General features: G+C 59.4%; 11 protein-coding genes. 2 read left to right on the top strand and 9 right to left on the bottom strand.

All coding sequences use genetic code 11. The annotated features are described in order from the left end of the window. Nucleotides 1–35: 35 nt before the first annotated feature. The 3 genes from IVA80_RS05645 to IVA80_RS05635 form a co-directional block, all read right to left on the bottom strand. Nucleotides 36–1,205: a glycosyltransferase family 2 protein gene (locus tag IVA80_RS05645; protein WP_247426399.1), complete on the bottom strand. Its 1,170-nt coding sequence runs from the start codon at nt 1,203–1,205 to the stop codon at nt 36–38. Between the two features lie 584 nt (nt 1,206–1,789). Then, nucleotides 1,790–2,119, bottom strand: a complete 330-nt coding sequence (locus IVA80_RS05640; protein WP_247426396.1) for a hypothetical protein — start codon at nt 2,117–2,119, stop codon at nt 1,790–1,792. Between the two features lie 197 nt (nt 2,120–2,316). Continuing rightward, entirely contained in the window at nt 2,317–2,736 is a 420-nt protein-coding gene (locus tag IVA80_RS05635; RefSeq protein WP_247426393.1) for a hypothetical protein, read from the bottom strand. Between the two features lie 205 nt (nt 2,737–2,941). Between IVA80_RS05635 and IVA80_RS05630 the strand changes: the two genes are divergently transcribed. Next, nucleotides 2,942–4,183 carry an acyltransferase gene (locus IVA80_RS05630; RefSeq protein WP_247426391.1) on the top strand — a complete coding sequence of 414 codons (1,242 nt, stop codon included), beginning with the start codon at nt 2,942–2,944 and terminating at the stop codon, nt 4,181–4,183. Between the two features lie 641 nt (nt 4,184–4,824). Here IVA80_RS05630 and IVA80_RS05625 read toward each other — a convergent pair. From IVA80_RS05625 to IVA80_RS05595, 6 genes are all read right to left on the bottom strand, one after another. Next, the gene (locus IVA80_RS05625; protein WP_247426386.1) at nt 4,825–5,982 is read right to left on the bottom strand and encodes an ERF family protein; all 1,158 of its coding nucleotides are present in this window, start codon (nt 5,980–5,982) and stop codon (nt 4,825–4,827) included. Then, entirely contained in the window at nt 5,966–6,799 is an 834-nt protein-coding gene (locus IVA80_RS05620) for a YqaJ viral recombinase family protein (protein ID WP_247426383.1), read from the bottom strand. The genes IVA80_RS05625 and IVA80_RS05620 overlap by 17 nt, the downstream gene beginning before the upstream one ends. Before the next feature lie 416 nt (nt 6,800–7,215). Further along, entirely contained in the window at nt 7,216–8,640 is a 1,425-nt protein-coding gene (terL, locus tag IVA80_RS05610; protein ID WP_247426380.1) for a phage terminase large subunit, read from the bottom strand. Next, on the bottom strand, nt 8,637–9,191 hold the full coding sequence (locus IVA80_RS05605; RefSeq protein ID WP_247426377.1) for a DUF5681 domain-containing protein: 555 nt from the start codon (nt 9,189–9,191) through the stop codon (nt 8,637–8,639). The genes terL and IVA80_RS05605 overlap by 4 nt, the downstream gene beginning before the upstream one ends. 14 nt (nt 9,192–9,205) lie before the next feature. Next, entirely contained in the window at nt 9,206–10,495 is a 1,290-nt protein-coding gene (locus IVA80_RS05600; RefSeq protein ID WP_247426373.1) for a site-specific DNA-methyltransferase, read from the bottom strand. Between the two features lie 312 nt (nt 10,496–10,807). Further along, a complete protein-coding gene (locus IVA80_RS05595; RefSeq protein WP_247426370.1) occupies nt 10,808–11,446 on the bottom strand; it encodes a hypothetical protein in 639 nt (212 codons plus the stop codon). 499 nt (nt 11,447–11,945) lie between these two features. Here IVA80_RS05595 and IVA80_RS05590 point away from each other — a divergent pair. Beyond that, a partial coding sequence (locus IVA80_RS05590) for a GDP-mannose 4,6-dehydratase (RefSeq protein ID WP_247426367.1) occupies nt 11,946–12,239 on the top strand: 294 nt, incomplete at its 3' end.

The following is a 12,239-nucleotide window of genomic DNA, read 5'->3' as shown; positions in this document are numbered from 1 at the left end:
GGAGTCTATCGCGCCCAATGTTTCGGAAGCGATGGTTAGGGTTGTCGCATCGCGGCCCGGTAGGCCGGGGAGAAGCGCATCAGACCGCAACTGACAATATCATCCGACGATTGGTAGATCCGGCTTTTTGGATAGGTGAGTTCGAATGACTGATCCTGGGCGAGCCGCTCCGCGTAGCGTTTATACTCGACCGATCCGCGGTAGTAATTCCCCTCGCGGACGGCGATGGCGACCTTGTCTGTGAAGTCGTGGAGAAACTTGAAATGGAGCAGGGCGCCGGTGACGTCCCCTGGCTTGCCGCGCGGGGCCATCAGGTGACCGGCGGCGATATAGCGACGGCCGGGCAACCAGCGCGCGAGCGGCACCTTAGTAAGCAGCGGTGGCTCCCAGCGGGTGATGTTGACTGCAGGCAGAAGCCGCTCCAGTCCGTAGGGCTCAAGCAGCCGTACGAGCGCGTCGTAGAGCGCGATCTTCGACGGCATCGGCTCATCATAGAACAGTCTCGCTCGCGCTCCGCCAATCAGGTAGTTCGTCGGAAAGCCGCGCCGACGGCGCTTCACATAGGTATCTGAATCGAAGTAGGGGCAGAATGCGACAAGGCTCTCTCCGGCGCGGTAGCGTTCCGAGCCGCCGAGCACGCGTGGATACATATCAATCATCTCCGCAGTCATGCAATCCGCGCCTGCGCTCTCCAGGTAGCGGCACAGCCATCGAAGATCAAAATTTTCGCAGCCGGGGTAGACAAAGAGCTCGTCGGCGTCGAGCGTCAGCGCCCACCGTCCCGGCGCGAATTGGTCGAGCACGGCGCTGGTCCAATGCGCGCCACCACGTGATTCTGCAAACGGCTCGCGGATCTCGAATACGTGAACATCTGGCTGATCGAGGAGGAATTCTCGCGTGCCGTCGTCCGAGCGATCATCGATCGCGAGGAAACGTCTGACCCCGAGCCGGCGATGGTGGCGCAGGAAATCGGGTAGTCGCAGCATCTCATTGCGGAGTTTGCCGACCGCCACGATCTCGTCGGCGCCGATATCGAGCGGCCGGGTATCGATCCGGTGAATGACGGGACCGGGACGCTGCTTCGGCCGCAATCGTGTTGGCATCGAGAGAGCTACAGCCGCTTGATCCGTTTCGATCGACTCTTGCGATGCGTCCCATGCGCCGCTACGGCGTCCTGCTGCCGCTGCTCTCGCCAGCAGTTCCATCTTGGATCCTCCAGTCAACCAAACACACGTTGGAGCAATCTTAAGACAGGACACGCCAAAGACGGCGAAGAGAAGATAGGTGCCATCGACGGCAGTCATATCGGTTCAGCGAATTGATCTGCATTTCATAAGTCCATTGGCGAGGCCATCTCTGCGCTTGTTCTGCACAATGGAGAAATATCGGCCGGGGATTTCACAGGCGCCGGTTCCAGATCCGCCTCGCCGTTGTCATCAATCCCCAAACAGCGCGAGTCACTGCTGATTTAATGCTACTAGTTCTTGAGGAGATCGAGCTCAGGTGGCGTCCAGTGTGGAATGCGACGTGCGCTGAGGTGGCGGGGGACCAGACGTTCCGCTGACGGTTTCGAAGTGTTCGCACGCCGGACTATGACCGGCGGTGCACCGACTGGCAAATCCCGACAGGGACCACAATGCAACCGGTCGACGGGCAGACCGACGGCCCTGTCGACGTGGAAAATATCATCCGTGGCACGCGCGACCAAACGAGATTGAGGCTTATCCGGGGCACGTCGCAATGTGACGAAATCCTCGGCATGCATGCCCACTGTCGCGCCAGTGATTGACTAGAGTACGACTCGTGATTCAGGCAACGGCGGGGATGCCTCCGACTGTACTTGATCGAGCAGGGAGAGGTTCTGGCGAAGCAGATTGGTTAGCAGGCTCGCGAAATACGCCACCTGCATGACCACAGCGCTGACGACAAATGAAACCGCACCAGTCAACAAACCCTGCTCAGTGCCCAAATACCACGCTGGAACCATGATTAGCATCGTTGCGGGAATGAGGACGAACGCGCGAAAGGCGCGTCCCAAAAGAAGACCCACCACGCCGCTTGCTATCAACAGCAAGATCAAAATCCACCCTCCTGCATGTGCGCCAAGGATGTCCTGCACACGGGGGATCGTCGCATTTCAACCACAGAGCCGCTAGAAAGATACCACTTTCTAACTGCGCCTGCTAGTCAATTTGTGGCTGCCACTTTCGCGAAAATGGGCAGCGGCTTCAAAGCAGTCGGCACTACCACGCTGTAAAAAGCGACTCGCAGACACGGCGAAAGACTTCTGATCAACCGACTCGGAAGTAAAGTGGACTAGACGTCCTGCCTGCGGCGCTGCAGGAGTGCGACCAACTCCTCGAGGCTCTGTTCGAAATTCGCGGGCTGCAAAGATCCAGCGTCCGGCTCAGGCCGATGAGCCTGAACCAGATGCAAGTTTCCGCCGGCAGGCCTTGCCGGGTTTTCTGGCTTGCGGTCGTGAATGGAAATGTCCTGAAACGAGCGCGTGATGTCGTGGTTCGTCCGTCGTCTTTCAGCCATTGGCGGTTCAGACGCGGCATGTAGCGTCTTGGTGCGTTCATCAGAAGATGATTGCTTGGGTCTGAGCGCGGGCGAAATGTACGGCTGTAAATGCAGGTACTCCGCGTGTCGCTTGCGCGAGATTAGCTCGCGCGTGCCATAGCCGGCAGCGAAGCCAATCGCGAGCAGAACAAATATGATAAGGAGCCCTGTCATCAAGCTATACGTGCGCTCTCACAATTATGCCCCAAAGCAAGCCTCCTGCCGTCTATATCCCGTAGTTGACTATTTGAAGGCACGTTGTTCGCGCGTTCGTCCTGGGCCGCGCTCGTTCAGTATCGTGTCCTGATGATTGATGTGGCAGCACTGTCGATTGACAGGCCGTTCAATCTGGCCAGTATTGCAAATAGCAAACCACGAAATGCCGAGATCGCCGATCTTGTTATTACAATCTCCAGGTTCCGCCGCGATCGCAGAAAGCGGCGCGCAGAAGATCGGGGCCGTTAACGGCCTTCGTGGACTCGCCATTATGATGGTGATCGTCTTTCACCTGTTCGTTCCGTTTACATCGAGCACGCCGTCGTTTCCCGGCGAGCTCGATCCCAATGGTCTTCTTGCCACTGTCGCGAAGCACGGCTTCTTGGGCGTAAATATCTTTTTTGTGCTCTCTGGATTCGTTCTGTACCTTCCCTATCGCACGAAAAAGAAAGCGATCAATCGGCTGGCGGACTTTCCGGATTTCTATTGGCATCGCGCTGCCCGGTTGCTTCCGCTTTACTATATCGTCGTCCTCGTGACGGTTGCACTCCATGCCAAATCTCCCGCTGGATCGCATGGCTGGTATATGGAGCTTGGCGGACTCCTATCGACACTTTTCATTTTTGTGCCGCACGGATTTATGCCTCCGTCCAATCCCGTGTTGTGGTCCGTCGGTGTTGAAGTCTGGTTTAGCCTTTTGTTTCCGCTGCTGATCCTTCTGATCGCGCGGTGGAGCCTCGAAAGGCTGGTGCTGTTGAGCGTGATCGTCTGCTCAGCCTTCGTGGTGGCCGGAAATCTTATCGCGGTCGACCGGATCGGCATATTTCGCCCGTTTGTGGGCGGCATCTTCGGGTCGTGCTACCAATTCATTTTCGGAATGTTGGTTTGCGATCTTTATGTCAAGTCCAGGGACAGCGCCTCGCTCAGGCAATTCCATTCGCATGGGCTGCTGCCCGGGGGGCTGCTGATGATTGCGGCCATATTTCTCAAGGATCACGGCCCCTGGGCCGTGAGCATTCTCTATACAACGGTATTTTGCGCCGGGTTTTCCATGGTGTTGCTTGCGGTGCTGTGCGGGGCATGGTCGGCAAATCGTGTATTCGAATCATGGGCAATTCAAGTCATAGGATGCATGTGCTACAGCATCTATGCATGGCATTCGATCGTCATGGTCGAAATGATCCCGCCGGATACTTCTTCGTTGAAAGACACGCTTCGATTGTCATTGCCGTATCTCGCAATAGTGCTCGCGCTGAGCGCTTTGAGCTATCGCTATATTGAGTTTGGCCACCGGCTCGATTGGAGAGCTCTGTTCTTGTTGCGCAACTCCAAGTCTAACGAGCGCGCGGGCGAACAGGCGTCCGTTCGTGACCACGCCGACGCAAAGGCCGTTTCATCGTCCTGAAAGACCTTTGCTATTGGGACGCGTGGCGATCCGAGCGGCCTATCGGGTCCGGGACGCGCCCTTGCTGCATCGACAACTGTGACAGTCCCGCCTACATCTCGCGCTCGCCGACCGGCTCCAGCGCTAAGGCCTCCGTGTAGCACTTTGATATCGTGGACCAAGCGGACCGCTTTGGCCGTCGCACCTTCCACTTTTGCCGGAGAAATACGGTCGGAGTTAGAAGTTTGCGGGTTGCGAAGATCGAGCCTGTGTCGCTCTGATCTTGTCCCGATGCGTGTCTATGCCGGGCCTGGCCTCAAGTCGACGCGAGGGGCCTTGAGCCGGCCCGATCCGCTACCGCCGCACTCGGCGGCAATTCCGCACAGGTCGACCCGCCGTAAGATCGCTTTTTGCGGATAGATTTCCAGAAGTTTGTGGCGCAACACTCCTTAGCCTTGGATTTCCAGGAGAGTTCGGTGACCTCGATCACCAGCAGCCCACTCGGTGGCCGATCGTGGCGTGGCACGACGTCCGCGAAGATCGCCTGCCGCAGCGCATCAGTCGTCAAGATTCTCGCGGCGGGCGATAGGGCGGCGCCAACACCGCCAATTCGACCGGCAGCGCGATCGCGGTCGGCTGCCGCGCCGTTTGGAAAGGCTCGTTCATCGCGGTAGGCCCTCCGGTCCAAGGTTCACGGGCAATGCCGCCCGCGTGATGTTGGCCGAATCGTGGACGGGGCTCGCCGACCACAAGTCCTGCGCCACTGGCAATGGCGCGATCTGCAGGTTGACCCACCAGGCTTTTTCATTGCCGTGCCGGTGGAGTTCCTGGTGATGGGCGCGGCACAAGGGGACGGTGAACTCATCGCTGACCTTGCGGCCGAGAGCCCTGGGTTGGGCAAACTTCAGGTGGTGGGCATCGCACGGGGTTTGCTGGCAAACCAAGCAGGGCTGCTGTCGGACGAACAACAAATGGGCCCTGCTTCGCTTGCGGGGAGGTTCTTTGGGATAAGTGAGCCCAGCCTCTTGTCCCGAAGGTTGCAGCGCCGGGTCGGTGACTGCGGCGGCACCCGTGAGCAACTCCGGCGATGGCTCGGCGGTTGGTTCGACCTCGATGCCAGGCGAACTGGTGAGGTCCTCAAACTTGGTTTGATAGGCGGACTCGACCAGCCGGGCATCCGCCTCCAGAAGGGTGTTCTTGAACGGCAGGCTGGCCTTGGCCCAGGCGAGGAGGGCCTCGTCAGCCTGCAGAGCTTCGAGTTGACTCAACAGCTGCTCGCGGAGCTCAGCCGAGCGCGGTGGGTCTAGCACCGTCGCACGGTTGAGAACGCCCTTGGCCGGCCTGGCTGTTGCGCCGAGACGTGGTTGCGGCTCCGCGCTCAATGGGCTGCCCAGCGCGTCGGGAGCATCCAGATCGTCCTCCCCGGCGATCCCGACCAGGGCGAACAGCGCATAGCGCCGTGCATAGGTGAGGGCTGCCCCCATCCGGTGCGGCGCCTCCACGTCTTTGGCGGCGCAGACCGGCCACTCCGACGAGATCCACTCGCCGGAGGAATGGGCAAGCAGTGTCGTGAGATGGATCTGGGCCGTGGCGGCCTCGATCCGGGTGGTCTGGATGGTGGCGATCTCCTGCTGGCTTAAGGTCTTGCGAACGATCTCAAGACCGGAGGCAAGGGAGGCGTAACGGAAGGTGCGATCGTCCTCGCGCGGAAACGGCGAGCGGATAACCGCGGTCAGTGTCTTCTCTGGGTTCGTCAGTTCGGCTTGGGCCCGGGCGAGGGCTGCAGCGATGGCGCCGATCCGCTCACTGGATTGCTGCATGGTCGCCCTCCGTAGGCTGCGCCTCGAAGCTGATTGCGCCCGACTTGGAGCGCTTGGCTTTGATGCCGTGGCCTGCGGCTTCCTTGGCGTCCTCCGGGATGAGCTTCTTCAGTTCAGTCTTGGCGAGCTCATGCTCTCCGTGTGCCTCACGGGTTCGAAGATAGGTGGCGGCCAGCTCCGCCCAGTGATTGGAGGAGGACATGTCCATGACCCTGATCGCCTCAAGCCGGGGTCGTGGCGTTTCGATGTTGAACAGAACAGGCGGCTCGCCACTCTGAACGCAACGCCAAAACTTCCTCTCGGCTGTCAGCAGCAGGTGCTGATAGAGTGGATCGGCATGGATAGTGATCTCAACCCATTTGCCGCCACCGGTGATGATTGAGAGCACGGCCGAGCGGGCGGCGATGACCCACATGTTGTGCTGCAGCTGAGCCACATATTTTTCGGCGGCTGCTTCCTCAGAAAAATTCCAGGGCAGCATGAACTTGGCTTCGAACACGGCTCCCGTCTGCTGAACGCGACCGTCGAGTGTCGCGCCCATCCATTTGTGGATCGGGTGTCGGACCTTTTGCTGAATGGCTTCGACCGTGTGGCCGCTATTGCGCTCGTACCAGGTTCGGTTGAGGTCCTCAGTAATGCTGCCGAGTTGGACAATCAGTTCTTGGCTCAGGTCCTGGGGTTCGACCTCCCCCCGCTTTTCGCGCCAAAGACGGACGAGCTTGTCTTCATCTACTCCCATAATGATCCTGGCGTCCGAGCCACCGACAAAGGCGCGGCGGCCCGATGAATCAGCTAGTTGTTTGGTGCTATCAAACATCAAGAGCTCTCCTCATGCATTGTATTAATTATACAATATCATATGAAAAAGTCAAGGCTGATCATGAAGCTCACTAGCGCACAGCTGCGGGCAGCCCGCGCCTTGCTAAGGTGGAGCGCACTAGATCTGGCCAAGGCCTCTAAAGTGGGCGTCGCGACCGTCCGCAGGGTGGAAGTTATGGATGGACAGATCCCGGTGACTGCCGCGAATAAGGAAGCTCTTCGGCGGGCACTTGAGGCGGGAGGCGTCGAATTCATCGATGAGAACGGCGGCGGTCCGGGTGTTCGTCTGCGGAACGCCGGGAAGTAAAAAAGCAGAAGGTCTGACCAACCCCGGCAGCACCGCCGCCGCCGAGCAGTTCTCACGAAGGCGGAGCCGTGCCGCCGCACGACGGCGCCCCATCGCGCGCACCCAACCTAACAGGCTCCCCGGTAAGTGCCGATGAAGGTTCGACTGCTCCAGTGCTCACGGCCCCAAGCGAGGCCTTGGGTGAGCGCGTCAACCTGGTCATCGTGGCGACCTGGGAATGCGAGCAGCTCGGCCACAAATTCCTCCAGCCATCCGGCGCGTCCGGGAAGCCGGACTGATCCGCCGGCGAACAGATCGGTCTGCGCAATCAATCGCGCACGCTTGTCAGTGCCCGGCTTGTAGGGCGTCACATTGATGGATTGCTCGCGCAGACTCTGAATGAGGCCCAGACTGATCGGAGAGACCTCGATCAAAAGCGTTGATGATCGGTACCTCCGTTTGATCTCCATGATCTTTCGCTTCAAGGTTTCGAACGGAAACCGGCCACGCACCACCTCGAGAACAAATACGATCTCCTTGCGAACCAGCAGAACGACACAGGCGGAATAATCGCCAGATTCGGTCTCGCTCAGAGCGATGTCCCAGCTCATAACGATGCGATCGCCAGGCTCAGATGAGATCTGATCGTAGGTCACGAGCCATCTCTTCTTGATGATCGTGCCGCCAGGCGGGGTCGGATTCTGCTGGTATTGTGCCGAAAAAGCGATTGGCCCCATCTCACGCTTCAGTTCGCGCAGCACTTCGACCGACTCGTGCGCAGGGTGGAGGAGCTCACCCCGCTGTCGCCTGTAGGTGCGGCCACGACCGAGGTCATAGGTTTGCGAGTGTTGCGCAATTGCAGGAACATTGAGGACGTCAAAGCCACCTTGCTCCTGCAGGTAGCCGACAAGGTCGTCTTGATGGACCCGTTGCATGACCACAACGATACGCGTGGTGGTCTTGTCATCGCCGCGCGAAAGCAGGGTGGAGCGGTACCACTCGATGACGCGCGCCCGCACCGTGTCCGACATGGCGTCGCCAAGTTTAAGAGGATCATCGATGACGATGAGGTTTCCCCCGAGCCCTGTGAGGGTTCCCTCGATCGAGGTCGCGATGCGTTTGCCACGCTTGGTGGTTACGATCTCGCGGTCGGTCTCACGATCAATGCGCATTCTGGCAAAGCTAGCGAGATAGAGCGGATCATTCACCAGGCGGCGGAAGTCGCTCGCGTGGGTGCGCGCAAGAAGATCGGAGTAGCAGATCACGACCACGCGTTCCCAGGGGGAATGTCCGAGAAACCATGCCGGCAACGCCACCGATGCACACAGCGACTTCAGCGAGCGCGGGGGCAGCGTGATGATGAGACGTCGGATGCGACCTGCAGCGACTTGGGACAGTTTGTAGGTGACGGCCTCGAGATGCCAGTTCGGTCTGAACAGGATCCCCGGCCGCACCACGCCAAAAGCAAATTGCGTAAACGCCGTTAAATCATGGGCAAGTAATGCTTGCAGGACGAGGTCTGGAGCTGGCTCGATACGTGTCGGCGCGGTCATGTGCGTGACACTTTGTCGGTTTCGTCTGGTGGCTCGTCATCCAACAACTCAGGTGATGCGAGCACCGGGGACGGCGCTGAGGAGACCGAAGGCTGCGTTTGCCGTGCGACATAAGCGTCTAGGATGGCCTGACGATCTCCGGTGAGAACATCACCGAGGATCTTTTTTGGCCCCAAAAACTCAGAGCCCAAGCGTTCGGCGATCCAGAAAGCATCGTGACGCGCATGCCGGTCTCCCTTCGCAAACTGAACGGCGAGTTGCTGCATGCCGGCGCCCCACATAGTGATGACTCGCTCCCGCTCCCCCTGCGCCAGCTTCACTTTCTGGTTGAATGCGCGCTCGAATAGCTCCTTGAGATCGGGGATGAGCGATGGCGCCTTCCGCTTGGCGCCCTTGGGGTTGCCGCTCTGTCCGGGCTTGAACTGATGCTGTTTTGGCGGACGTCCTGGCCCAACCTTGTACGGCTCGTCCGCAGGAGGCAAGGAGGGGGCGACAGGATTAAAGGCCGGTTTGCCGGGCCGAGAACCTTGCGTGCTTGACTTGCGTGCCATGCAACCTATTTGGGTTATGGTTGATCGAGGGGCTCAAGCCTTATGCGGTCGGCAAGCCGGTTTTTTTCGACGTCGCCGAAGGTCAGGCCTTCACCACCCAATTGTGCGGCTTGGCCGGTGTAGCGGTGAAAGCGACGGATGATGACGTCGCAGCAGGCGGGCTCGACCTCGAGCAGATAGGCGCGTCGCCCGGTCTTCTCGGCGGCAATCAGCGTGCTGCCGCTACCCGCGAACGTATCAAGGACAATGGCGCCCTGGCCGCTCACGTCCCGGATGGCGTCGGCGATGAGCGCAACGGGCCGACAGGTGAGGTGCATCGACAACGTTTCGTCGTGGCCCGCTAAGGAGGCGCCCTCGGCATACTTCCAGAGATTGCTGCGATGACGACCGTGCTGGGCTAGCGAGGAGGAGCTGAGATCGGCAGCGTCGCCATTCTTGAGAACGGCGATCAGCTCATGCTGCGATCGATAGAGACCACCCATTCCAGCACCGCGCTTCGCCCAAACCACTACGGTTTCGAGCGGCAGCTGTTCGGCTCTTGCCGCAGTGAACAACTCGTAATTCAGCCCACTCAAAAACACGAATATGATCGTCCCCGGCTTGGAGGCTCCTTTTGCAAGCCGCAGGGAGGACGAGAGGACCTCAGTGACCTCCATTTCCGACCTCGCGCTGGCCCCAAGATTCCGGCGCGGATCAAGAAAAACCACCTCGGCCTGCTGGCCGCCCATGAGGCGTCGCACATCGGTGGCGCTGGTGGGATCGCCGCACAGGAGGTAATGACCACCCAGCTTCCAGAGGTCACCCCGGCGCGACACTATCCGCCTCTCTGGCGCTGGCAATGCGTCGTCGGGACCGACAGGGTGGCCGTTCTGCTCCACGGGTCGGTCGAGACGAATGTCGATATCTCCCAGGGAGAAGCCTGTCACTTCAACATCGTCAAATGCGAGATGCGTGAGCTGCTCGAGCTGGATCGCCAGTTGCTTACGGTCGTAGCGGCCAAACTCTGCCAACCGGTTGTCCGCGAGGGTGTAGGCGAGGCGTTCCACGGCGGTGAGGCCGGACAGGCGTACAACAGGGATCAGCTTCAGCCCGAGATGCTTCGCAGCCTCCACCCGGCCGTGACCCGCGATGATTTCCATGTCATCCGAAATCAGCACGGGGTTGGCGAAGCCGAACCGTTTGATCGATTTGGCAATCTTTTCAATCTGCCGTTTGGGGTGAAGTTTGGTGTTGCTGACGTTCGGCCTCAGGTCCTGAGGGGACAAGTGTTCGACCGTCAGTCGGTCCGAGTCGGTCTTTGACATCGAGCACTCCAGTGATTGCAAAGTGCAACAATGCCCGTGGTGGACCGCAAGTGAAGGACGAAACTCAAGACGATTTGCGGTGAATTTTGTCCCGTCGGCGGCCCCGACGGCCAGCGACGATCGCTGCAGTGCTACCAGGAGGCAATCTTTGGCTCCAGGCGCGCACTGACTTTGGAAGAACTAGATCTTCACGATTGCCGACGTCGACCCCTTGGCACGTTTTTGCCCGGCTCGCGTTGCTGCGGGCTTGGTCGAAGGCGAAGCACACTGCCCTAAGTTGCACAGGATGCCGAACCCGTGAGAAGAATGAGCTCAGGCAGTCTTCGACGGACTTACGTGCAGCAGTGTTGCGCGCTGCGCTTCAATCGGCAGCCGTCGCAACGCCACTTTGATTTGCCTCTCAATGCCGTGTCCCTTGCCCTCGATCGACACTCCTGTCGCCCGCTCGTAGAACACGCTGGCAAAGTCCACGAACTGGTTTTTCGCGTCGCTGCTCGGTCGCTTGGGCGAAAACCTTGCCCAAAATGCGAGCGCCAGGTTCACCAAGTGCTGTTTGCGATAGTTCCGCGGGCGACCCGTTTGGGTCATGCGCGCCGCGCGCGCCGCGCGGCGTATGACTTGCAGGGTAGACATGACGACGGGCGTCTCGAAGCTGGGGGCGCCAAGAGGCCCGCGCGCTGCAAATCTCCAGAAACCTACATGGGCATGTCCTTGATTTCTCAATGCGTTAAGGGCGGCTATTAACCGGTCAGTGGCCTGCTCAATTGCTTCCAGCGGTGCGTTGTGTTTGGCGGGGGACGGTCGCGGTTCTTGGGCGGCGAGAGCGCGAGAAGCTGCTAACGCACTTTCGATCCAAGCACGCGCCTTGCGATCACCGGTCGAAACACCAGCCAACTTCAGCAGTTCGTTGACCGTCTCATCATCCGATCGCCTGGCCGGCATCTGTGTCACCTATTGCTCGAGGCGCGTTCGCTGGCAGGTCAAAGCGCAGCCGCCGGCTGCCAGGGGGATTGCCCGATGTTTCTGTTCGAGTTTAGCACCGTCCCTGCTGCCGGTCACGAAGCCTCCCTGCTGTTCCAATTAGGGAGAATGCCACCTAGTGAGTGCAGATATATGCTTGTTTCGGCAGACTAAGATCGCGGTATCCCTGCATTCTGGCGAAAATCACGCTGCATATTCAAAAATTGCAGGGATGGCGATTGGGAGGTTCCTAAACACAGCGCGCCCTGGGCTGGTGAATTAAGAATCTGGATCGCCTCCAGTTGCTGAACAGGTACAGCGCCTTGTGCAAGATTCCGGCCCTTCCCATTCCGTTTTGGCCCACGCTCATCCAAGTGAACTTCCACAGCTGGAGCAGGGCAGTCTTCATTTCGGTTGTGACCAGCCGGCGAAAGCCGCCGCGCCAGATCTAAATTGTTGACTGTGGACAATAGATCGGATTCTGTTTGATATGTCGCCGACGAGCGAAAACACCCACGTGATCCGCAGCAACGGGCTCACCGCGACCATCAAGATGCATGGCGCCGAGCTGTGCTCGCTGGAGGACGGGATCGGCGTGCTGCGGCTGCTGGAAGCGATCCGAATCCTCGGCATGGAGAAGGAGACGCGGTTCTACCAGGCCTCGACCTCCGAGCTCTACGGCTTGGTGCAGGAGATTCCGCAGAAGGAGACGACGCCGTTCTATCCGCGCTCGCCTTACGGCGTCGCCAAGCTCTACGGCTACTGGATCACCGTGAACTACCGC

The organism is Bradyrhizobium sp. 139, from assembly GCF_023074175.1.
Classification (GTDB): Bacteria; Pseudomonadota; Alphaproteobacteria; order Rhizobiales; family Xanthobacteraceae; genus Bradyrhizobium.
This window is presented reverse-complemented; position numbering and strand designations above follow the sequence as displayed.